This window comes from Pedobacter sp. HMWF019, from assembly GCF_003061025.1.
Taxonomy (GTDB): domain Bacteria; phylum Bacteroidota; class Bacteroidia; order Sphingobacteriales; family Sphingobacteriaceae; genus Pedobacter.
The window spans coordinates 1-22623 of record NZ_QAIL01000168.1; the positions used below are offsets into that span (position 1 = coordinate 1).

The following is a 22623-nucleotide window of genomic DNA, read 5'->3' on the forward strand; positions in this document are numbered from 1 at the left end:
TATATAGTATACTCAGAAGATATATTCCAGAGAAGCAATTATCCACTCCTTAATTCTTCATACCCTCCTTGCCAATGGAAAGGCTATAGCTCCGAAGTGGTTAAACCAAATTTTTGTTTAAACGAAAAGTAGAAATGTGATAAATTTTCAAAGCCCAAATCCAAATAAATATCAGCTGGTCTTTGTTTCTTTTGTTTAATCCTGTAAAATGCTTCATCCAAACGTTTTTCACGCAACCATTGTTTAGGTGTGGCATTAAATGTTTTTGCAAAATCACGCTTAAATCCAGAAAGGCTACGTCCTGTGAGTTTGGCAAAGGCATCTACAGAAACATTAAACATATAGTTTTGATTCATAAACTCTTCAATATCTATTTTGTAGGGTTCAGAAAAATCAAATAACAGGTATTTAAAATCAGGGTTGCTTTGCAACAGCAGTTCTATAGCTTCCCTGATTTTCAAATTTGCCAGTTTTGGTGTGGCTTCTTTTTTCTTGTTGATGTATGGAACCAGTGAAATAAAATAGTTCTTGAGAAAATCGTCCGGTTCAAAAAACAGCTTCTGTTTACCATCGTATCTTCTTTCTACAACAATTTTATTTTCAAGCGCATATTGCTGCAAAGTATCTTTATCAAGTGTAATGGATAAAAATTGATATTTGCCATCTTTGGATGGATATTTAATCGTACGTATCAATTGATTTTTCCGAACAAGGACAATGTTATTTTCGGTAACGACCGTATCTCCCTGTGCATGGAACGCATGTGTTTCTCCCGACAGCTGAAAGCCTAAAAAATATTCGGGTATAAATTCTTCGTGCCCTTTGTATTTTTCAAAGGCGCAAGAATACACCAATTTGTCAAATATGATTTCATTATTTGCTTCCATATCCCAAATATCCAAATTTTTAGGCAAAGCTGCCAGCTTCTGCTATGGCTTTATCCTGTTCCGGTGTTCCTCCTGATGAAGCTATGGCACCAATGACATTCCCATCTTTGTTCTTGATAACCACACCACCTGCAATGGTCAGTAAACCTTCATTGGAATTGATCATTCCATATCCATGTACCCCCGAAGCTGCGGTAATGCTTCCCATCACATCGCTGTCTACGCCGAACATTACGGCGGTTCTTGCTTTTTTAACAGCAAAATCAATCACTCCAAAAACACTGTCCAATCTTGCAAAAGCAAGCAAATGGCCACCTGCATCTACAACTGCTATACTTACAGGAAGGTTTAATGATTTCGCCTTTTCTATAGCAGCGTTCAATGCTTTGGCTGCTTCGTTATAACTTATATTCATCTGATTTCAATATTGATTTAGCTTTTTGCCAACCAGGCTTCCGCTTGCAAATGTTTAACAAAATCCTCCGTTTCTTTCGGATGTACATTTCTAAAGTTAGAATGCTCGTCTAATGCCACATCTACAATGCGATCGGCCATTGATTGCGGATCTAACTGATTTGCTAATGCTTCTGCAGTACCGTCAAAAGCAGAGGGAGGTGTAAAATTCGTTTTGGGGTCATACCAACGGGAAATTGTATCTACCCCACGATCATTAAACCCAGTACCAAACACACCTGGATTACAAGTTGCAATCTTGATATTGAATGGTGCCAATTCAGTTTTTAAACCCTCTGCTATTGACCCCATGGCGTGTTTTGACGCACAATAGGCGGCAACATAAGGAACTGTCCATAATTCGCCCATAGAAGTGGTAAAGACAATTTTACCTGGTTTTTTCTGTTCAATAAATTTTTTGATGAAACCTTGGGCCAGTGCTAAGCCACCAAACACATTCACATCGAACATCGAACGGATTAAATCTATGGGATGCTCCGCAATTGGCCCACCTTCCATAATTCCGGCATTGCTGATTAAAATATCGATGTCGTATTTTTCATTAATATAGGCAATGTCACGTGCATTGGTTACATCCAGTTTGTCAACTGTAAGTTCTATTCCCTGGTCCTTCGCTTCGCGAATTAGGTCGCTCATTTGCGGATAAATTTGTGCAGTAGCAATTACTTTGTGCCCTTTTCTTGCCAAATCAAATGCAGCGATTTTACCAAAACCACTTGCAGCTCCTGTAATTAAGATTGTTTTGCTCATTTTTTATAGTTTAAATGTTGTAGAGCAAAATTGGGCTAATTAAGTATACATATTATTGCTGTAGAGTTCAATTTTATATTGCTGTAAGGTTCACTTCGAGATTCGACAAAGATGTGCTGATCTCATTTCATACCTTTAATAGCCTTAACAATGTACATCATTTACCATATACGTGACTTTTCTGCAACGGACTCCCCAGGACCTAACGATTGTTAATTTACCATCCTGCGCGATCATGTGCAATCAAAAAGCCGGTACACATCCATGTACCGACTCTTAATTCACCTAAATTCTTATCTTTTGAATATTGCTGACTTGATAAAATCAGCAATTTCAGATGCCGCGAGCAAAATATTACTTGTTCTACTGTATCTGGCAATATTAACACCTATAAACCCGCCTTCAAGATCGAATATTGGTCCTCCACATTCTGCGGGTGTTAGCCTACCATCATGAATATAAACGTTGCTAAATCCGTCCCTGATTTTACTCTTGCCTCCAATAAAGAAAGACGCGGGATGGTTTGGGGTAATTACTGGATAGCCTGCTCTGAATTTAGCTTCCAGATCAAATTTTGCTGACCCAATTACACTCCAACTCGCCTCCCCATTTGGTAATGGCGAACATAGAAATTTACCCAGTTCTTGTTGTCTGGTTGCTCCCTTTGCAATATTAGCATAGGGAATCCCCTGTATTGAAACGCCAATTACTTTTAGGAGTACCAAGTCCTTTCTTTCATCACGGTAGCTAATCACAGTTTCGATTAATTTATCCTTTGATATTTCCAGAACGGCCCTTTTGCCCACGATCGAACTTTTGCTCAGAACATAAGCAGATCCGTTGAGATTGATAATCGTTCCAAGTGCATAGATCTTTTTGTCATCTATGGCACTTTCAATCCTGATGACCGTGCTGCCAAATTTCTTTTCTGTCTCCACCATACTGTTCCCATAAAGCTTAATATCACTAAAAACAGGCGCTACTTTTCTGATGGTATCGGGAGAAAGGAATTCGCCAATTGGTGCGTCCTTATAATCTTCAGGCTGAAGGAGTGCATTCCAGTATTTCCGGTAAAGATCAATCGGGACTTCATAATTCGCTTCCAGAGACATCTCTACATTATTATTCATTCCGATTAGCCGCCCGGAAAGATCAAATACTGGTCCACCTGAATCGCCTGGTTCCATTAAGCAGGTTGTCCTGATCCTATTGGCCTGCGTGGCACTGGATACTTCGGCTACATAACCGAACCGCACTACCGGAATCCTATTTTCAAAACTGGCTGGATAAGCAATACTGATGCAGGGTTCATTAGCTTTCAAAATTGCTGACCAACCCATTTCTGCTATAGGCCATATCCCCTTCTCGTTAATTTTCAGCATCGCCACACCTATGGAGGATACACGTCCTAAACCTGTTGCCGTACACTTTTTACCATCTGTAAAAGTAACCTCATAAATCTGGTTGGGCATCGTAGCGTGTGCTACCGTTAGAATAATTCCTTCTTTATTTACCACTACACCACTGTATCTTCCGCCATAAGCCTGTTTTGTTGCAGGGTTATAGTCTGTTATGAAAACGCTTGCTGCACACGTTTTAGATATGGTCGACTCCACTTGTTGCTGAAGTTTTGATAGATCCGTTTTTTGCGCGCTGACCTTCCAGCCAGCGCACATAAAAAAGATCAGACAAATGAATCTTTGATGAATTTTGATCATTACTTTGATTTCGGATAGATTTCAGCAAGTTTAGCTTCCAATTCTTCACCATGAAGGTTTTTTCCAATGATTTTACCGGAAGGATCAATCAGGAAATTAGTAGGTACGGCAGTGATCTGATACAGCTGGCTATAGCTGCTATTAAAGCCTCCAGTCAGATCAGAAACCTGGTCCCAGGGTAAATGATCCATCGCAATTGCCTTTAGCCACATTTCCTTTCCTTTTTTACCTGCATCCAGGGAAACGCCCAATACTTTAAAATTCTGATCTTTATATTTATTATAGGTCTTTACTAAACCTGGATTCTGGGCACGGCAAGGCATGCACCAGCTGGCCCAGAAATCTATAAGTACGTATTTACCCCTGTAAGAGGAAAGCGATATTTCTTCACCCTCTACAGTTTTTGAGCTAAAGTCTGGTGCTTGTACACCAATAGCAATGGCAAATGATTTCTCATACCTTTTTCCACCTACAGAAGCCCTCAGTCCGGGGCTGAATTTTTGAAATACTGTTTTCGCTTTCGCCAGGTTATATGCAGGGTCAATTGCTTCGGGTAGTATATCTAATGCAACTAAAGAATTTAAATGGCTTTTAACAAAGGCCTCCTCCATAGCTAACTTGCGATTAGTCATATCCGCACGCATTTCTTTTATTTCTGCAAGTTTTGCATCTTTTCCCCAAGCATTTCGCTCGGCAACATGCAAATCTTCCTCTTCCTTTAAAAATGGCGCCAGAAGCTGTGTTAACTTGTGAAAATCAGCATTGAGTTTAGTGCTGGTTACTGTGGCAGTTTTTAATGAGTCGGCAGATATTTTAATTATACCATTTTCCAGGTAGATATCTTTTTGATCCAATCTGTATGGAAATTCCTGAACTCTGTTACTTGGACTGATGAATACTGTGCCTTTCATGGCATAAGGAATCTTTCCCTTGATGGTGAATTTGCCTTTAACTACCATAGCCGAATCTCTATGATAGTCTCCATAGCCTTCAAATTTATACAGTACATATGCCTTAGCTACAGGCACATTTATATCCTTTACAGAACCTTGGATTGTAAAATTTTGTTCCTGTGCAAGCACACCAAAAGGAAGTGCTGCTAAAAGGAATATTATTGTTTTCTTAATTGATTTCATTGCTTTGAATTATTTGGATTTAGAAAGTATTTCTTTAAGTTTTGCTCCCAATTCTGAACCGCGAAGATTTCTGGCAATAATCTTTCCTGAAGGATCTATCAAAAAGTTCATAGGAATCGCATCTACCTGATAAAGGATTGCTGCAGCATTGCCAGAACCTTTTAGATCTGATAACTGCTCATATGGAAGTCCGTCTTTTTCAATGGCTTGTAACCAGGCTTTTTTACCACTATCTCCTGCATCAATCGAAATTCCCAGGATGGTAAAATTCTGGTCCTTGTAGGCATTGTAAGCTTTAACTACATTCGGATTTTCCTGACGGCAGGGAACACACCAACTTGCCCAAAAATCCAGCAATACATACTTGCCTTTAAAAGATTCCAACGATACCATTTTGTCTTTGGAGCTGTTCATAGAAAATTGAGGGGCCATATCGCCAACTTGTATTTTTTTTACAGTCTTTATACCTGCTAAAAACCTTACTGCCTGAGGGTCTTCCTGTAATTCCTTACTTAAAGAGCCGATGAGCATCCTTGATTTCGGCGGGTCACCTGCTGGGTTGAAAGAGGAACGGATCATATTCAAGCTGACAACAGAATTACTGTGGCTTTTAATAAAAGCGATTTGTGCTTTTTCTTTCCTGACTGCCAGGGCATCATACTCCCCCCTTATTTTTACCAGAAGTTCATCATTACCTTCTGCCTTTTTGTATGCGGCATTTAGTTCTGCTTCCTGTTTTTTAAAGGGAGCCAGCATATCCATGAGCTCCTGCTGGTCCTGGTTCAATTTTGTCCCTCCTACTCTTGCATGTACTAAAGAGTCTTGAGAAGTTATGGTTATCGCACCATTTTCAAGGTATACGCCAATCTGGTCGGGTGCTGGGGCCGAATATAGCGTCGTCCCCTTCTGTTTTAATGCAACAAAGGCTTTAGATGTTACAGGAATACTTCCCTTAAAGGTAAACTGACCATTTTTAACTTCTGCAGAATCCTTTCTTAATCCCCCACCCTGGTTATAAATCATATAGACTTTTGCAGGATACTGGATGTTCTTAACCTTACCAGTTATGGTGTAGTTCTGCTGGGCTACGGCACAAAAAGGTACCGCAGCCAAAAAAAATAGAATTTTGGTTGTCATTTGTCTTTAGTATTTAAGTTAATTATTGTTTTCGGGCGTGTTTAAATAAGTTTTGATTAGTAATACCTATACATTGAATCAGATAGTGAAGTGAAAGTTGCTGAGCTGTATCCACTTGGGACTGCATATATCAATGATTTTATACGCCCGGTTCCTTCAAATAGAGTTCCTGTTTGTGTTAGCGTATTCCCTAGTACCGTAAACCGATATACTTTATATTTACCGTTTAAATAGGTTGCAACAACCAGGTTTCTAAAGTTATTGGCCGTGATACTGTCATATTGAGCATCTATAAATTTGATATAGGTAATCTCCTCCCCGGCACCAAAATTATACATACTCGAATTATATACTTTGGCATCAATATTATAAAAACCTATGGTATTGCCTTTTGCAAAATAAAGTATCGGATTATTTTTATTGATCGCATATAGACTAGCCGAAGTTAAGTCGGGATAACTGCTAGCTGGCAAATCCAGTTTAAAGGCAACCGGACTGAAACCACCGTTACCGTAACGTGCAGGAATTAACAATTCAGTATTTAAACCTACCAGAAGCATATCATTACTATTGTCTTTTTTCAACAGTCCATAGGCCCTGCCATTAGAGGAAGATAAGCTATCCAGTGTCCCATCTGTATTACCCATAAAAACCAGCTGGCAGCCCATCTTGTTGGAGGAAATATTATATGGATAATTAAATTTACTGCCAGCAAGATAATTATCTGGAAAATAGCTGATATCTGTTTGTTTATATCTTACAATGGCAAATGATTCACTTGTTTTATCAAAACCCAGAATGTATCCCAGATTTGAATTGTTGTATTTATATGGGGCAATAGTAAAATAAGGCGACAGGTTATAATCGCCAGAACGCTCGGGTAAAAAGCTATTGGCATTCGGGTTCATACCAGATACCTTCCCGTTATCAACAATAGTCATCAGGTTCGGATCACAAACTAAAGACTGGAAATTACGGGTAGCCAAAGTTGGTGGCACAAAGAACAGCTGTTCAGTATTGGCCAGGATTTTTTCATCTTTGATCCGGTAAGCCATGGCTTCTTTTGCACTTACAGGGATCAAGCAGGTATTGGTACTTACAAATGCTTTAGTTGCCGGATTATACCAGGTGTAAAAACCTGTGAAACCAAGGTCAACAGGTATCCCGCTCAGTGGTGCGCCGTTTTTGGCTGTAATGATGTTGGCCGTAATTTGACTTCCGCTTGCGTTGGTATAAAAAGCATCCATATCTGTATTTCCTTCTGCGGTTGCTTTTAATACGTACCAGCCGCGTTCTGCCCTGCTTACTACGTTAAAAGAAGTCTTTGAAGTTGCTGTAATTCCTGTAGTGGTATTGGTTACATCCAGTTTCAGATTCAGTGTCCCTAAACTATCCAGTGTATAGACCAATGCTTTTTTATCTGAAATCTGTCTATAAATGGTTTTGTTGACGGTAATGGCTGCTGTTTTGTACCACTTGTAGGTAAATGTGGCTTGCTGATTATCATACCCTATTGTAGGATCTAGTTTAAGTGTATCGCCAATAAACTTTTCTGTAACAGTACTGGCCGATATGGTAATATCTGGCAGCCGGGTAATTTTGTTATCATCCTTTTTACAACTGTACACCATTGCTAGCAAGCCCGCAGCAAACAACAGAAGGAAAGGATTATATTTTTTGTTCAACATGATCTGATTTTTTAAGTTATAGACTTGGAAAGGTTACTGCGGTGGAGGGTACAAGTGGGTCTTCCCGTAATTCGGTTAAACCGGCTGCTTGACGTGCTGCATTGACCGTTTTTAAAGCCTGTGTAAATTTGAACAGGTAGAAACTTTGTGCATTAAGATCAACAGGCTTGGTCAGGGTAGTAATAAAATCACTATCCCAGGGCTGACCAGATTGCTCTATGATGAACTGGTGTTTTACTAATCCGTAAGCACCCAGAAAAAATGTTGTTGTCCAGTTTGATGGCTGGGATAAACGGTCTGAAATATAGATTACACCTTCGGTATGATTAGAATTACCTGGCTTAAAATCATTTGATATACCAATCTTAAACCGCAACTGGTAAACCTTTTCTTTTAACGACGGATCTCTTTTTAGCACGACCGGAATATAGGCTTCATACTTCCCGGCATCTACTTTCATCAGTTTTTTTAGGTTCGCATCGTCAAAAGAAACATACTGAACACCCGCTATTGCATCTGGATAGGTTGAAATCACGGTGTTGTCTGTAAAGGCGGTCAATTGAACGTAACTTGTTTTGCTGGGAACGCTCCCGGTTGTAACCACATGTAAAAGCACGGTATCAGTGATTTTACTGGCATCGAGGTAATAAAATGCAGCATTAGCAGTAACCACTTCTTTTGTGCCTGCAGTTGTTGTTGTATAAAATTGCAGGTATTGCTGCCCGCTGTATACACCGGGCATTGCTTTTTTACAGCTGCTAAAAAGCAGTAGAGCCAACAGTAAGAATCCGGTATTTATAATATTTTGTTTCATGTTTAAATTGAGTTGAATGTGAACATCATTTATTGTGCGCCTCCGGTTTCTCCAGTTGGGAGCGGAAGTACATATTGTGCTTCTCCGGTGGTGTGGTAACTCCATAACATATTGGTAATCCCCAGACGTTTGTATGCAAAAAATGTCTGTCCCTCGGCATAAAATTCTTTAATGTATTCCCTCATCAGGGTAGACTGAAGGTTCACATCGGTTAAAGGGGTAGCAGTTACTTCCCTGGCTGTCCTATAGGTAGTGTAATAGGTATTGGCTTCAACAAGACTGGAACATTCTATCATGATGAGGTACATCTCAGAAAGCCTGATCAGCGGAATAGAAAATACATTCGTATTTGGAGATGTCGAAGTCGATTTAGCCATATCAGCATATTTTTTGGTAGCAGATGCATTGCCAGTAAAGGCCGATGTGGTGTTGCTGTAAAATAAAGAGTAACGCAGATCTGAAGTTTCATTCTGGTACAGGTCCGTGATGAGCTTTGCTTGCTGGATGATCTGCGAGGCTTGGGATCCGCTGGATGTGTTGCCATCTAAAAATTCCTCTACATTCAAACCAAATAAATGCTCAGTAAAAAAAACATAGTTTTTAGCAGATAAGTTGCTCCTTATACCCAAAGAAAATTGTTTAGTGCCGTATTGGTCTACCGCATTTATAACCATTTTAGCATATTTTGCTGCATTTACTTTATCACCCATCCATAATTTTACCCTGGCCTGCAAACCAAGTACCGCATAATAATTCATCCGGTTTTGTCTGTAGTACCAGAAATAATCGGGATACTCAGCAATTGCTGAATAGGTCCGGTTTAGAGTCGAATTTGAATATTTTACAATGGGATCATAGGTCTGGAGCAGTTGTTCTGCTTTATCCAGATCGGCACTTAGCTTAGTCATATAACTGCTGTAGCTTTCGTAAGGATAAGCTTTATTATCTACCGTAGTTACATAAGCCAGATAAGTTTTGGATCCGGGATTTGTAGGTATTGGCCCAAAAAGCCTGATCAGGTCAAAATGCGTAAATGCCCTGATGGCTAAGGCCTCTCCCTCAGTGCATTTAGCGACCCTTGTTTCTAATATATTTTGTGTAGATAAAGCATTCAGTAAAGTATTTGTGTTGAGTATGGTATTGTACTGATTTAAAAACATCGTATTGAGTGCACCGTCTACACTTGTACTGGTATAATTGTGATGGGCCAGCTGATAGTTAAGGTCAACTGTACCTGTGGACGGTTGTGTGTACCACAATTGGGCCATGTAATCTGTACCTGAACTGGTCAAAAAAGTGGCAGGTGAATAATTTTTTCTCATGCCGATATAGATACCTACCAGCGCATCGGTATATCCTTGTTTACTGGCAAAAAGTTTATCTGCAGTGGTTTCTGTAGCAGGCTCTACCGTTAGGTATTTTTTACATGAACCGGTAAAAATCAGTAGAGCTATTAGACCGAGTAATTGAAATTTCTTCATAATGTTATTATTAGACGAAGCGATGGTTAAAAAATAGCTGATACGCTAAAGCTTGGTTTCAGGGTGTAAGGATAAGATGTTCCGCGTTCTTGTTCGATATTACTCCAATAGCCTACGTCACTCATTGTAGCGGAGATACTAATTTGTTCCATATTTAATCTTTTAACCCAACGGGCGGGAAGGGAGTAGTTTAGGTTTACGTTATTGAGCAGGATCGTATTTTCTGTAAATACAAACCTGGTATTGGGAAATGTAGCATCCTGGGCACTAATCGACTTAAAGGCCGTTACATCTCCTGGTTTTGTCCAGCGCAAATCAAATACACGTTTATCTATATTATTTCTTAAAATGGCATTTTCAACCTTGTTCAATAGTGTATAATTAATTTTTTTGCCGCCAAAGCGTCCTCCAAATCCAATATTGGCTGTAAACTGCCCCACTCGGATCATAGTACTTAACCTTCCATTTATTTTTGGTGTTCCATCCCCAACGGCAACTTTTGGTACCCCTGAAATATCTGTTGTCAGTGTTCCATCTGCTTTTAAATACAAGACCTTTCCTGTGGCTGCATCTACTCCCGGAGATTGTACCACATAGACTTCGTCTGAAGATTGCCCTTCTACATATTGGTAAAAAGTAGAGTTTGTAGAATTCATTCCTGCTGCTGCCTCAGTTGCTTTTTTTAAGGCATCACTTAATTTCACCAGGAGATTTTTATTGTGGCTAGCGGCAGCCGTAATGGACCAGTAAAATTTCCTTTCAGGATTTTTAATCACAAAGAAAGAAGCCTGGATATCTGACCCATAGTTATTGATTTGGCCAAGATTTTCTGTATAAGTTGCAAAACCATGTGAGGATGATAAATAAACCGACGTGATGGCATTAGTTGTTCGCTTAAAGTAATAATTCGCCGACAGGGAAAGTTTGTTATCAAATAAACTCATATCTATACCTGCGTTCTGCTGATAAGTGGTCTGCCATTGCAGGTCTTTGTTGGCAAAGCCAGTTAAATTCGCACCTGTTAAGGTTCTGTAAAGTTGCGTACGGTCGTAAGTATAGGTAGACAGGGATTGATAAGGAGCAAAGTTTAAATTACCTGTTACCCCGTAGTTATAGCGTAACCGGAGTGTGTTGATTTGAGGCAAATTATCCTTCATAAATCGTTCATTACTGACTGTCCAGCCCAAACCGGCAGACCAGAATTTTCCGAACCTGGAATCTGAACCGAAAGAAGATCCTCCGGTGAGGTTATAATTTGCGTCGGCAAAAAAACGACCATCATAAATATAGCTTAATGTAGCACTCGCCCCCACTGTGCGGGTAGTACTTTCGGAAGTGGTTGGACGGTTAACATTAATCGCCTGAGATAGATCTGTTTGGGTATCGTTACTAAAACCCGTTGCTAGAATAGAGGAACTGTTTTGTTTATCTTCGGTTGCCTGAACGTTTACCCCACCATAAATAGTACTTTTATCTATTACAGTACCGTAACTTACATTACTTCTGATCTGATAACCTTGGGCATAACTATTACTCAAGGCATAGGAGCCTAGACTGCTGGCCGCAGCATTCAGAAAGGCGGTGTTAGACCGGGACAGATATTTATCAGTACTTCCAACCTGCCTGTTATATCCTACAGAATTGCTCCATTTTAATCCTTTGGTAACATCCCAGTCAACAGATGTGGTATTTCGCACCACCGTATATTTCGATCGGTCAAAACCGGGAAGGGAACCATTGTAGGCAGGGTTCAGCGGCGAATCACCAGAACTAAAACTGGAGTATTGTTTTACAGCGTTGCCATCATCATCATAGGGAGCCCAATATGGATTCATCGGTGTATAATTACTAAAATCTCCCCAGGGACTATTGGCAGAATTGTTAAAACCCACGGATAGATTATTCGTAAAACGGACTTTTTTCAACAGGTACATAATAGAGAACCCGCCATTAAAGTTATCCCGTTTAGATCCTTTCATTGCACCGGTAATCTGATTGTAGGACCCGGTTAAGGTATACCTGAATTCGGCATCGCCACCACTCAAACCAAGTTGATGTGTCTGACTAATTCCTGTCTGTGTAGGTACTTTTAGCCAATTGGTATTTACACCTTCCATTGCAGCTTTCAGGTTCTTGTTATATAATGTATTTAAATAATCCTGAGTGGAGATATCACTGGCGGTATACAAACCTCCCAGTTTTTCAGCAGCTAGCTTTTCCGTTGAGTTTAACAGGTTATAACTGGAAAAGTCTGGAATTTCCATGTTGATTGCCGCAGAAAAAGAGACTCTCAATTTCCCGGCTACAGGCTTAATCGAGGTGATGACAACTACACCGTTCGCACCTCTCGATCCATACGCAGCTGTAGAACTTGCGTCTTTTAAAATCACTACAGACTCTACATCATACTGGTTCATATCCATTACCCGTTCCAAACTAATTTCAAATCCATCCAGAATAAACAATGGTACGTTATAAGCATTCCTGACATTGGTTCCTTGTATGTTATTCAAATCTGTAGGTAAAGTAGAAGTCCCCCTTATCGATATGTTTGGTAGTTGGTTCGGATCAGAACCATAATTATTTCGTTCTTCAATATTAAAGGCTGGATCTATGTTTGCAATCGTCTTCAATAAATTCCTGTTCCCAAACATTTTAATCTGTTCTTTGCTGATGGCGGTAATAGCGCCTGTAAAGCTTTCCTTAGGCTTATCGAACATTCCGGTTACAACAACTTCATTTAGTTTAGAGTCTACAGAAGTTAAGGCAATTTTGTAATTGCTCTTACCGGATTCAAGTTTTACTATTTTAGTTTTATAACCAACATAGCTTACGCTTAATGCGGTATCGCTTGGGACCGTATTGACGACAAAGCCACCATCAGGATTTGTGGTATATCTGACATTACTTCTCCCAAGTACGGTTACCGATGCTCTTGGAAGTGGTTTTCCATTCTCGTCTACTACAGTTCCGTTAATTCTACCTTCTCGCTGCAAAACAGGCATCGACTTTGTACTTGGATTTTTATTTTCAGAGATTGTAATGAGTTTGTCTTCAATGCTAAAATCAAGATTTTGTGGTTCGAGTATAACTTTCAATGCTTCCTCTACGGATGCATTTTTCAGCTGGACACTGATTTTACTGTCTCTGACTAGCTTTTTTCTGTAAAATATGTCAAAACCGCTTTGCTGTTGGATCTTATTTAAGATCACAGTAACAGGGGTATTTTTTTCTGACAGGTTAATTCGTTGTGCATTTACCGCAGCAGCGACCTGAAGAAATGATAAAAATATAATGAAAGTGGTTATTTTCATTGCCAATAGTAGTTTAGCTGGTAAAAACCGCCTGGGCAGCAGGATTTTACCACATAAGTTTATTTGCATACTTTTGTGAAGTTTAGGTTTGGTTTAATACTGTTGAATGGTTTTATTCTAACTTCCTAAGCTAACCCGGATTCCGATAGCCGTCGGGATCCGGTTGATACTTGAGGTAGCAATTGTTTGTCTGGTATTTATTTTCTCATTAGGATCCTTTCTTTCTTAGTTTGTATGGTTCTTGGTTATGATTATGGGGTTACAAGTAAGTTGTTGTCCTTGATTTCGAACCTTACTCCTCCCTTTTTTAGTATATTCAGTATTCTGGAGAGATTCGCTCTTCGATCTATTGTTCCATTATAGGTTTCGTTGGTTAGATCTCCTTTGTATATAATGTTCACATTGTACCATTTCGAAATCTGACGCATTATGACATCAAGTGGGGCATCGTTGAAGACAAAAAGGCCATTTTTCCAAGCCATCTCTGCTGTGAGATCTGCCTGGGCTACCTTCAATATTGTTCTCGAAGCTACAATAGACTCCTCCCCCGGTTTTAAAACAGCCTTGTCATTAATGTTAACCGATCCTTGTATCAACGCTGTTTTTTCTACCGGCTCATCCTGATAAGCATTGATATTGAAATGTGTACCTAGAACTTTCACCTTTTGTTTTGGTGTAGAAACTATAAATGGATGGAGCTTATCATGGGTAACCTCAAAATAGGCCTCGCCTTCTAATTCTACAGTTCTTGAGGTAAGGCCAGCAAAACGTTCAGGGAACCGGATCCTTGAATCGGCATTCAACCACACTTTACTTCCATCCGGAAGCACAAATGTATAGACCCCACCCTTTGGAGTACTTGCCATCAAGCTATGATTAGACGAATTTTTAGGCTGATCTTCTTTCTGATCTGATACAGGTGAACCGTCGTTATAAGTCAGTACCTCACCATTTACAATAAGTGTAGATTTTTCTCCGCTTAACTCTAATACTTTTCCATCTGCCAATGTAAGTGTAGCCTGATTAGTGGCTGCAAGAAAACTTTTCGCTACAGAAAGATCATCTCCATTTTTTATTGGTGTTAAGAAAACATATAATCCGATCAGTGCAACGCTGGCAGCAACAGCAATTGCTGACCAGAGCCTGATAGGCTTTTTCCTAGAAGTGGAAGAAGATATATAGTTCCACATGATCAATTTTATATCTTTAGTGGGCTCAGTCATAGGAAACTGATCGGATTTGAGGGTTGTAAGGTAAAATTGCTCAACGAGTTTTTTTTCCTCCTCACTACATTGCCCATGTAGGTATTTGTCTATAAGAAATTCTACTCTATTATTTTGCTCCATTTCTGTGTGTTATAATCTAAAGACACGGCTAAAAAGCAAAGGATGTAGATGAAAATGAATTATTTTTTAATAAAAAATGGAAAACGCATCTAAAACACCTATTAAGGCAATAAAAGAAGAAATCAATTGAAAATAAAAAGCAAAGCCAAACAATATGAAAACAGTTTAACAGCAAATTTTACCGATAATGGTAAAAAATTATAGAAATAATAAGACTTTCAGGTCTATTCAGTTTGTCTCTAAGAATTTTGAGCGCATTACTCACTTGTCGTTTTACGGTTTTTTCAGAAATACCCATTTCTTTAGCTATTTCTTTATGGCTTTTATTCCCTCTCCTACTCAATTCAAAAACCATTCGCATTTTCTCGGGGAGCGCCGCGATAATTTCTTCTATCGATTGTAAAAGTTCTTTCTCACTAATATAATCAATGGCATCAAGGCTGTGTTGTTCCACATAAAGCGAAAAAAGATCGATATATCCTTCTCTGGTTTTTCTGTTGCGAATGGAATTGAGCACCCTATTTCTTACTGCAGAAAAAAGATAAACGTCTAGATTCAGCTTCAGATCCAGCTTGTCTATATTGGTCCACAGGTTGATAAATACATCCTGAACGATATCCTGGGCCTCAGATTCCTCATGAGTCATCTTTAATGCATGGATATACAAGATTCCCCAATGTCGGTTATATACCTCTGATAAGGCAGAATGATCACGTTCCCTGATTAGGGCAATAAGTTCCTCATCACTAAAGTGGGTATAAGATGCCATGTTGATTCATTGATACTCATCTCTAAAATAGCAAGGGCGCTAGAAAGACTATTTTTTCAATAGCCAACCAAAATAAAGAGTTTTTATCTAAAAAAAAGATTTTTCCAAAAAAAAACTCCTTGTTCTTTTTGCGAGCTATCATCAGTTTACTGAATGCTGTAACCGCCATCCACCACCAGGGTATGACCTACTATAAGACTTGCTGCATCGCTGCAAAGAAAAACCACAACATTGGCAATTTCTTCAGGACGCCCCAAACGACCAACCGGCACCGCTTTCAGCATTGCATCAAGAGCATCTTGCTGACCACCAGCCATCATTTTATCGGCCATCGGGGTATGGATCAATCCAGGACAAATCGAATTGATACGTATTGCCTGTGGTGCATATTCCAGGGCTGCACTTTTTGTCAATCCGATTACACCGTGTTTAGCGGCGTGATATGTTCCTCTTTGTGCACCTCCCAAAATTCCTCCAATGGAAGAACAGTTAACTATGGCGCCATTTCCCTGTTTACACATCTGTTGCAGTTCGTATTTCATGCAGCTCCATACGCCACGAAGATTTACGCCCGTAACGCGGTCAAAATCCTCCCTGGTCTGATTTGCCGCATCTGCCAGTATATTTTGAATACCTGCGTTGTTATAGGCTACATCCAGTTTCCCGAAAGTTGCCACTGTCTTATCGACCATTGCCCTTACCTGTGTATCATCCGAAACATCACAAGCGATAGCGATTACTTTATAGCCCTCAGTCCTTAGCTGCTCCACTGCTTTGTTTGCCAAATCTTCATCATAATCTGCTAAGACCACTGATGCACCCGCCTGCGCAAAAGCCTTTGCAGTTGCAAAACCTATGCCTTGTGCCGCTCCTGTTACCAAGGCTACTTTATCTTTCATTGTAATCATTATACAAAGTTCGTAAGCACGTGATACATACACTTTATACAAAATACAGATGTTTTTACCAGTTTTACTGATTTCAGGCCGGAACTGCCTTGCTACCAATTGGGTTTGTTAAATTTGCAAGGTAATTTTTTGAATAATGGAGCACGTAGACAGGATAGATACAGTTAAACAATACAACAACTATCTGAAGGTAGATACCTTGCACCCATTGGTGAATGTGGTTAATTTTGATGAAGTACCTGCCATTCAATACTACAGGTATTATATGGGCATTTACGCGGTATTTTTAAAAGACATCAATTGCGGCGATATGGTTTATGGTTGTCAGAACTATGATTATGATGATGGTACATTGGTATTCATATCCCCAGGTCAGGTCTATGGAGTAAACAGTAAAGGACAACTGATAAAACCTACTGGATATGCACTGATCTTTCATCCCGATTTAATTAATGGAACTCAATTGGGCAAAGCAATTAAGGACTATTCTTTCTTTTCTTACGAAGTAAACGAAGCCCTGCATTTATCAAAAAAAGAAAGAAAAACCATTGTAGACTGTTTACATAAAATTTCTGCTGAAATAGAGATGAATATCGACAGGCATAGCAAAACGCTTATAGTTTCAAATATCGAACTGTTCCTAAATTATTGCATGCGTTACTACGACCGCCAATTTATTACTCGCAGCAATATAAATAAAGATATTCTGATACGGTTTGAAAATTTATTGAATGATTATTTTAGATCGGATAAGGCACAAATGATAGGCTTACCGAGCGTTGCCTGGTGCGCAGAACAGCTATACTTATCTCCAAATTATTTTGGTGATCTGATAAAAAAGGAGACTGGTCACACTGCATTGGATTATATTCAAACCAAATTAATTGATGAGGCCAAAAATAAAATCTTTGATGTTTCCAAATCCATTAATGAAATAGCAAATGAATTGGGCTTCAAATATCAGCAACACTTTACCAGACTGTTTAAGCAAAAAACAGGAATGACACCAAATGAATATCGCATGTTAAGCTAATATTGAATACCCCCTTCCAGATACACATACATCTATATATTTACACATCAAAATATACAGATATAAAAACTTGACACTTAACTACAAAGATAATCAATACGTTACCCACGGTCTGAATTTCGGAAATTCGTGCATCCTGTTACAAATTCGGTACATCTTGTTAGCTGCATATAATATATTTGGTAGAATTTTGCTTTATTAAAAATCAGGACAATGATGAACCAAGCAAATTTAGAAAGAAGCAAAGCGGTAATAGACCGTTTTGATAAAGCATGTATTGAACAGAAGAACGATCAGATTTTAGAAGAGTTGGTGGCAGATAATGTCATCAATCACGCTGCACCGCAGGGTGCGCCCAATGGAAAAGAAAGTTTTTATCATTTCCTTCAGTTATTGCACAATGGCCTGTCTAATATCAAAGTAGAAAAATTGCAACAAGTTGCTGAAAAAGATCTTGTAGTAACGCGAAAAATTATTAGTGCAGTGCATTCTGGCAATTTCATGGGTGTGCCACCGTCTAACAAATCGATTAGCTTTGAAACTATAGAAATTATTAGGCTTGAAAATGGCAAATATGCAGAACATTGGGTACAAAGCAACCTGTCGACGTTGCTTTTTTCTTTGCAATCCAACGAGGGTCAAAACGTTCCTAGCCATTAGCCAGACAAATAGATATTTCAAAAATCTTAATTTCGCAGGATGAAAAATGCTAAGCTGTTCCATATCAGATCTATCAGTGAATTTCACCGCTGGAGAGGATTCCCCGCTCCTGAACACCCCTTGGTCAGCGTCGTGCAATTGAACTCAATCAATGAGGATTTCCTTCAGATTGCACAAACTATGGTTTTCGATTTTTACTGTATTGCACTCAAACGAAATTTCAATCTGAATCTTAAGTATGGACAACAGCAGTATGACTTTGATCAGGGGGTGATGTTCTTTATGTCTCCCGGGCAAATATTTGGAATAGAGCAGGATAAAGCAGAAATAGATAATGAGGTAACCGGATGGATGCTTTTATTCCATCCGGACTTTCTTTGGCATACATCTTTAGCGAAGGGAATAAAGGACTATCTTTATTTTGATTATTCAGTAAACGAGGCATTATTCCTATCTGAAAAGGAAGAAGGTATTATCGTAGGGATCATGCAAAATATGCTTCAGGAATGCCACAACAATATGGATAATTTCAGCCAGAAAATCATCATTGCACATATGGAGGCTTTACTGAATTATGCTGACCGCTTTTATAACCGGCAGTTCCTAACTCGTAAAATCGCTAATCATCAAATATTAGAACAACTCGAAACGATTTTACAAGCAAATTTCGTTAGTATTAATCTGTTGAAACATGGCGTACCGAGTGTACAGGAAATATCTGCCAAACTGAACCTCTCGCGCAACTATTTGAGTTCATTACTCAAAATAACTACCGGTAGGAATACCCAACAGCACATCCAGGACAAACTGATTGAAATGGCCAAAGAACGTATTTCTACTACAGGCTTATCGATAAGTGAAATTGCTTATGAGCTTGGGTTTGAGTATCCGCAGTCTTTTAGCAGGATGTTTAAAGCCCACACCGGCCTGTCTCCTTTGGAGTTTCGGCGGTCATTTAATTAAATCCACTCTTCCTCCTCCTAAACTCAGCTGGGGTAATACCTTTGCTCTTTTTAAATTGCCTGCTTAAATGGCTTTCATCCGAAAAGCCCAGTTCCTGGGCGATTTGCCCAATAGGATAACTACTGAAATGGAGTCGTTCTTCAATCATATTCATTCTGTATTGTGTGATGTAACAGTGTAAACTTTCTCCTGTAAGCTTTTTAAAATACTCTCCAACATAACTTGCTGATAAATTAAACTGTTCGGCAAGATGCTTTATTCTCAATTTTTGCGGAATGCTGATGTTTTGGTTAATATAAATGATAATGCTATTAATCAGAGGTTCCGGATACTGTTTATCCGGACTTGTTACAGGTACCTTGGCAACATTACGGGATATAATATTCAATACCATGGTAACCATAAGTTGAAGGTTTTCACGATGGTAAACGTCCTTATTGGCGTATTCGGAGATCATATTTTCGATCAGAGATGAAATCATGTGGCAATCCCCATCACTTCTGATGAGCAGACGTTCAAAACGATTGTGGTGGGTGAAAATATTTTCAAGCTTTTTTAACCAAAGCAATAGATTCTCCCTTTCCTGGATACCTCTGTACTGTTCCAGAAAGGTACCTGAAAAGCGGATGGAACAAAAACGTGTAGGTGTACAACTTTCGAAACCTCTGCAGTCCATTGGAGTGAACAGAAATATACCGCCCTTATCATAAGGATAGTGGTTATCATTTACCATCCGGGTACCCTTTCCTTCGATTATATGAACAATTTCGAAGAACTGATAGGTAAGTGGCTGTTCATTCCAGTTTTCCATATCCAGAACATGAAGTTCAAAGGGCTGATGCAGGTGTTTTCTCTTCATCCTCTAAAATTACAAATATATCCTCTTTTTGTTCCTGTTTTCGCCAAGCCACCAGGGCTACCTTTAAGAAAAAAAAGAAATATGACATCTCCCTTATTAACACCACTTGAGACCAATTTGATATCACTTACCAATAGGGTTGTAATGGCGCCTATGAACAGACGCAGGGCAGTAAATGGAATACCCACAGAATCTATGATTACCTACTATGTGCAACGTGCTGATGCCGGACTGATTACTACCGATAATACGGCAATATCCGCTAATAGCGGTGCCTACCTGCATACACCCGGAATTTACACCAGTGAACAAAAGCTAGCCTGGAAGAAAATAGTGGATGCTGTACATGACAGGGGTGGAAAAATATTTATTCAGCTGGTTCATTCTGGCCGCGTAGGTCATAGTGCAATTCAGGATGGCGCGCCATTGGTCGCTCCTTCAGCAATTAGGGTTAGTGAAAATATCCGCCTTCCAGATGGAACACATCGGCAGATGGAAATGCCAATTGCCATTCCAACAGCAGAAATACCTTTATGGATCGAAAAATTTGTTCAAGCCTCCGCGAATGCAATGGAGGCCGGTTTCGATGGCGTGGAAATCCATGCCGCACATGGGTTTCTGATTGATCAATTTATAAACCCCTGGAGTAATTCAAGAACTGACAGGTATGGTGGAAGCACAGAAAACAGGATTCGTTTTTTAGTAGAGGTCATGCAGGCAGTCTCCGCAGAAATAGGCAGAGACAAAACAGGAATCAGGCTCTCCCCTTTTCGCGAAATATATGATCTGAAACGATATTCCCAGGAGCTGGCAACACATCAGCTCATCATGGATGAGTTACAGAAACTGAACATCCTTTATGTACATTTTTCAAACGCGATGGTTGACGGACGGCCAACCATACCGACAGAATATCTTCAGGATGCCCGAAAACGCTTTAAAAACCTTATTATGATAGCCGGAGGCTTTAATATTGCAAGTGCAGAGAAAATCCTGTCATCAGGATTGGTAGATCTCATTGCCATGGGTAAACTCTATATCTCAAATCCCGATCTGGTTGAACGCATTAAATATGATCTGCCACTCGCATCCTGGGACGAAAATACATTTTACACGGAGGGCGATCAGGGATACATAGACTACCCAAAGCATCATGAGATTTAATCTTATCATTTAAAGTATTGTTTTCAGTACTTTAAATGATTCTTATGAATAAACTTTTAATATTTTCCCGTTAACCGCGCCTTCAACACTCAAAATATAGGCATTCACAAGTTTTTTCATAGGTACTAAATTGTATCCAGGGAAGAATTCTCCATATCGTTCCTTGCTGTCTTCTACAAGACCAGGACTAACTGCATTGATTCTTTTGTCCTCTTTGAGCTCCTGCGAAGCTGCCAGCACAAAGCTGTTAATTGCCCCATTGATCATTGCAACAGCAGAGCCATTACGAGCAGGATGAACAGCGGCTATACCAGTAGTTAAAGTTATAGAGCCTTGTGGGTTTAGAAAATCCTTTCCCAGCAGAACTAAGTTAACCTGGCCCAATAGTTTCCCCTTAATTCCTGGCAGTATATCTTCTTCTGTCATTCCGTAGAACGGACCGTAATACCCCGTTCCGGCAGTACAAATAATACCATCAACTTTACCAGTTTTTTTAAACATTTCAAGAATGGAAAACGAAGAAGCAATGTCTACGTGTACATCTCCTGTATTTCTTCCGCTAATGATCAACTCGTGTTTTTGAGACAGCCCTTCAGCTACTTTTTTTCCAATGGTACCACTACCACCAATAATTAGAATTTTCATATTGCATATTTTACCACTAAGCTAGAGCATAATGCACCAGTGGAATATCGCAATTGGCTCATTCTATAGCAATCATGGCTCTTATTGCCTGTGGTGTAATCCCGAATTCCTGCTTGAAGATACGGATGAAATAGGATGTACTTTCAAATGCACACTCGCTTGCTATTTCGGAGACCAGTTTATTGGTATTCTGTAGCAACATCCGGGCATGTTTTAATCTTTGCTGATTGATATATATTCTGGGTGAGGAATGATATTGTTTTTTAAAATCCCTTTTAAAAGCAGCGAGACTTCTATTGCATAAAGCCGCAAGCTCAAAAACAGTAATGGGCTGTAAAATATTTTCTTCTATTACTGAAGTCATATCCTTAAGATCTGTACTAACAGCTGAATAAATAAACGAAAGGATTTCTTCTTTAAAACCAGACGAAAATAGAAGGGTAATTATTTCTTGCTGCTTTAGCGGAATCAATTGCTTATAATCAAATAATCGATGATTAAAATATTCCCTGAACTGCGCTTTAAAGTCCTGAATAAGTTGATTAGCAGGAAATACCACACAGGGTTCATTTTTTGTATAATCTGCCTTCAAATTAGATTTCGGAATAAATGATTTTAAAATGTATTCAGGTAAAAATATCATCAGTGCTTCAAATTTCAGCCCTTCTTCAATATATTCAGCCATTACATATATTCCTTTTTTCAAAAGAAACACACTATTTGGAGTGATTTTTAAAGTATAATTTGAAAAATGCAAAAGTTTTACACCACTTATTACGAAAATTAGTGTGTGTTCTGTCAGGAACACTGTTCTTTTTCCAGCCCTGGATTCGATTTTCAGTTTAGCAAACATTTTAGAATCTGCAGATAAAAAGGT

The 22623-nt window shown here is 39.2% G+C and carries 20 protein-coding genes; 4 read left to right on the forward strand and 16 right to left on the reverse strand.

What is annotated here, in order from left to right:
• Positions 1-83 precede the first annotated feature (83 nt).
• From DBR11_RS10860 to DBR11_RS10920, 13 genes are all read right to left on the reverse strand, one after another.
• Complete coding sequence (locus tag DBR11_RS10860; protein ID WP_108552496.1) at positions 84-887, reverse strand: AraC family transcriptional regulator; 804 nt, start codon at positions 885-887, stop codon at positions 84-86.
• A gap of 19 nt (positions 888-906) precedes the next feature.
• Positions 907-1302 (reverse strand): heme-binding protein, encoded by a 396-nt coding sequence (locus DBR11_RS10865; RefSeq protein ID WP_108552498.1) that lies wholly within the window; start codon positions 1300-1302, stop codon positions 907-909.
• Positions 1303-1319: 17 nt separating this feature from the next.
• Positions 1320-2111 (reverse strand): SDR family oxidoreductase, encoded by a 792-nt coding sequence (locus DBR11_RS10870; RefSeq protein ID WP_108552500.1) that lies wholly within the window; start codon positions 2109-2111, stop codon positions 1320-1322.
• A gap of 293 nt (positions 2112-2404) precedes the next feature.
• A complete protein-coding gene (locus tag DBR11_RS10875) occupies positions 2405-3829 on the reverse strand; it encodes a trypsin-like peptidase domain-containing protein (protein ID WP_108552502.1) in 1425 nt (474 codons plus the stop codon).
• The gene (locus DBR11_RS10880) at positions 3829-4965 is read right to left on the reverse strand and encodes a TlpA disulfide reductase family protein (RefSeq protein ID WP_108552504.1); all 1137 of its coding nucleotides are present in this window, start codon (positions 4963-4965) and stop codon (positions 3829-3831) included. Before DBR11_RS10880 ends, DBR11_RS10875 begins: the two co-directional genes overlap by 1 nt.
• Before the next feature lie 9 nt (positions 4966-4974).
• Positions 4975-6102 (reverse strand): TlpA disulfide reductase family protein, encoded by a 1128-nt coding sequence (locus DBR11_RS10885; protein WP_233260716.1) that lies wholly within the window; start codon positions 6100-6102, stop codon positions 4975-4977.
• 56 nt (positions 6103-6158) lie between these two features.
• The gene (locus DBR11_RS10890; protein WP_108552506.1) at positions 6159-7790 is read right to left on the reverse strand and encodes a PKD-like family lipoprotein; all 1632 of its coding nucleotides are present in this window, start codon (positions 7788-7790) and stop codon (positions 6159-6161) included.
• A gap of 16 nt (positions 7791-7806) precedes the next feature.
• Complete coding sequence (locus DBR11_RS10895; protein ID WP_158275264.1) at positions 7807-8604, reverse strand: DUF4843 domain-containing protein; 798 nt, start codon at positions 8602-8604, stop codon at positions 7807-7809.
• A gap of 29 nt (positions 8605-8633) precedes the next feature.
• A complete protein-coding gene (locus DBR11_RS10900; protein ID WP_108552510.1) occupies positions 8634-10085 on the reverse strand; it encodes a RagB/SusD family nutrient uptake outer membrane protein in 1452 nt (483 codons plus the stop codon).
• A gap of 26 nt (positions 10086-10111) precedes the next feature.
• The gene (locus DBR11_RS10905; protein ID WP_158275265.1) at positions 10112-13399 is read right to left on the reverse strand and encodes a SusC/RagA family TonB-linked outer membrane protein; all 3288 of its coding nucleotides are present in this window, start codon (positions 13397-13399) and stop codon (positions 10112-10114) included.
• Between the two features lie 251 nt (positions 13400-13650).
• Positions 13651-14745 (reverse strand): FecR family protein, encoded by a 1095-nt coding sequence (locus DBR11_RS10910; RefSeq protein WP_108552514.1) that lies wholly within the window; start codon positions 14743-14745, stop codon positions 13651-13653.
• A 178-nt stretch (positions 14746-14923) separates the two neighbouring features.
• A complete protein-coding gene (locus DBR11_RS10915) occupies positions 14924-15514 on the reverse strand; it encodes an RNA polymerase sigma factor (RefSeq protein WP_108552516.1) in 591 nt (196 codons plus the stop codon).
• 146 nt (positions 15515-15660) lie between these two features.
• Positions 15661-16413 (reverse strand): SDR family NAD(P)-dependent oxidoreductase, encoded by a 753-nt coding sequence (locus DBR11_RS10920; RefSeq protein ID WP_233260717.1) that lies wholly within the window; start codon positions 16411-16413, stop codon positions 15661-15663.
• Positions 16414-16558: 145 nt separating this feature from the next.
• Between DBR11_RS10920 and DBR11_RS10925 the strand changes: the two genes are divergently transcribed.
• The 3 genes from DBR11_RS10925 to DBR11_RS10935 all read left to right on the forward strand — a co-directional run bounded on the left by DBR11_RS10925 (position 16559) and on the right by DBR11_RS10935 (position 19078).
• On the forward strand, positions 16559-17455 hold the full coding sequence (locus tag DBR11_RS10925; RefSeq protein ID WP_108552518.1) for an AraC family transcriptional regulator: 897 nt from the start codon (positions 16559-16561) through the stop codon (positions 17453-17455).
• A gap of 213 nt (positions 17456-17668) precedes the next feature.
• Positions 17669-18115 carry an ester cyclase gene (locus tag DBR11_RS10930; protein WP_108552520.1) on the forward strand — a complete coding sequence of 149 codons (447 nt, stop codon included), beginning with the start codon at positions 17669-17671 and terminating at the stop codon, positions 18113-18115.
• A 39-nt stretch (positions 18116-18154) separates the two neighbouring features.
• Complete coding sequence (locus DBR11_RS10935) at positions 18155-19078, forward strand: AraC family transcriptional regulator (protein WP_108552522.1); 924 nt, start codon at positions 18155-18157, stop codon at positions 19076-19078.
• Here DBR11_RS10935 and DBR11_RS10940 read toward each other — a convergent pair.
• Positions 19071-19937, reverse strand: a complete 867-nt coding sequence (locus tag DBR11_RS10940; protein ID WP_108552524.1) for an AraC family transcriptional regulator — start codon at positions 19935-19937, stop codon at positions 19071-19073. The two genes, DBR11_RS10935 and DBR11_RS10940, sit on opposite strands and share 8 nt — an antisense overlap.
• An 81-nt stretch (positions 19938-20018) precedes the next feature.
• Here DBR11_RS10940 and DBR11_RS10945 point away from each other — a divergent pair, with 81 nt between their 5' ends.
• Complete coding sequence (locus DBR11_RS10945; protein ID WP_108552526.1) at positions 20019-21101, forward strand: alkene reductase; 1083 nt, start codon at positions 20019-20021, stop codon at positions 21099-21101.
• Positions 21102-21143: 42 nt separating this feature from the next.
• Here DBR11_RS10945 and DBR11_RS10950 read toward each other — a convergent pair whose 3' ends face one another.
• Both DBR11_RS10950 and DBR11_RS10955 read right to left on the reverse strand, forming a co-directional pair.
• Positions 21144-21746, reverse strand: a complete 603-nt coding sequence (locus tag DBR11_RS10950; protein ID WP_108552528.1) for a short chain dehydrogenase — start codon at positions 21744-21746, stop codon at positions 21144-21146.
• A 58-nt stretch (positions 21747-21804) separates the two neighbouring features.
• On the reverse strand, positions 21805-22623 hold an 819-nt coding region (locus DBR11_RS10955), incomplete at its 5' end, for a helix-turn-helix transcriptional regulator (protein ID WP_146186506.1).

Coding starts and splice junctions, on each gene's coding strand:
- DBR11_RS10895 (WP_158275264.1), bottom strand. CDS start 8,604: ATGAAACAAAATATTATAAATACCGGATTCTTACTGTTGGCTCTACTG.
- DBR11_RS10880 (WP_108552504.1), bottom strand. CDS start 4,965: ATGAAATCAATTAAGAAAACAATAATATTCCTTTTAGCAGCACTTCCT.
- DBR11_RS10940 (WP_108552524.1), bottom strand. CDS start 19,937: ATGAAGAGAAAACACCTGCATCAGCCCTTTGAACTTCATGTTCTGGAT.
- DBR11_RS10925 (WP_108552518.1), top strand. CDS start 16,559: ATGGAGCACGTAGACAGGATAGATACAGTTAAACAATACAACAACTAT.
- DBR11_RS10945 (WP_108552526.1), top strand. CDS start 20,019: ATGACATCTCCCTTATTAACACCACTTGAGACCAATTTGATATCACTT.
- DBR11_RS10860 (WP_108552496.1), bottom strand. CDS start 887: ATGGAAGCAAATAATGAAATCATATTTGACAAATTGGTGTATTCTTGC.
- DBR11_RS10920 (WP_233260717.1), bottom strand. CDS start 16,413: ATGAAAGATAAAGTAGCCTTGGTAACAGGAGCGGCACAAGGCATAGGT.
- DBR11_RS10935 (WP_108552522.1), top strand. CDS start 18,155: ATGAAAAATGCTAAGCTGTTCCATATCAGATCTATCAGTGAATTTCAC.
- DBR11_RS10865 (WP_108552498.1), bottom strand. CDS start 1,302: ATGAATATAAGTTATAACGAAGCAGCCAAAGCATTGAACGCTGCTATA.
- DBR11_RS10905 (WP_158275265.1), bottom strand. CDS start 13,399: ATGAAAATAACCACTTTCATTATATTTTTATCATTTCTTCAGGTCGCT.
- DBR11_RS10875 (WP_108552502.1), bottom strand. CDS start 3,829: ATGATCAAAATTCATCAAAGATTCATTTGTCTGATCTTTTTTATGTGC.
- DBR11_RS10915 (WP_108552516.1), bottom strand. CDS start 15,514: ATGGCATCTTATACCCACTTTAGTGATGAGGAACTTATTGCCCTAATC.
- DBR11_RS10890 (WP_108552506.1), bottom strand. CDS start 7,790: ATGTTGAACAAAAAATATAATCCTTTCCTTCTGTTGTTTGCTGCGGGC.
- DBR11_RS10930 (WP_108552520.1), top strand. CDS start 17,669: ATGATGAACCAAGCAAATTTAGAAAGAAGCAAAGCGGTAATAGACCGT.
- DBR11_RS10870 (WP_108552500.1), bottom strand. CDS start 2,111: ATGAGCAAAACAATCTTAATTACAGGAGCTGCAAGTGGTTTTGGTAAA.
- DBR11_RS10885 (WP_233260716.1), bottom strand. CDS start 6,102: ATGACAACCAAAATTCTATTTTTTTTGGCTGCGGTACCTTTTTGTGCC.
- DBR11_RS10950 (WP_108552528.1), bottom strand. CDS start 21,746: ATGAAAATTCTAATTATTGGTGGTAGTGGTACCATTGGAAAAAAAGTA.
- DBR11_RS10910 (WP_108552514.1), bottom strand. CDS start 14,745: ATGGAGCAAAATAATAGAGTAGAATTTCTTATAGACAAATACCTACAT.
- DBR11_RS10900 (WP_108552510.1), bottom strand. CDS start 10,085: ATGAAGAAATTTCAATTACTCGGTCTAATAGCTCTACTGATTTTTACC.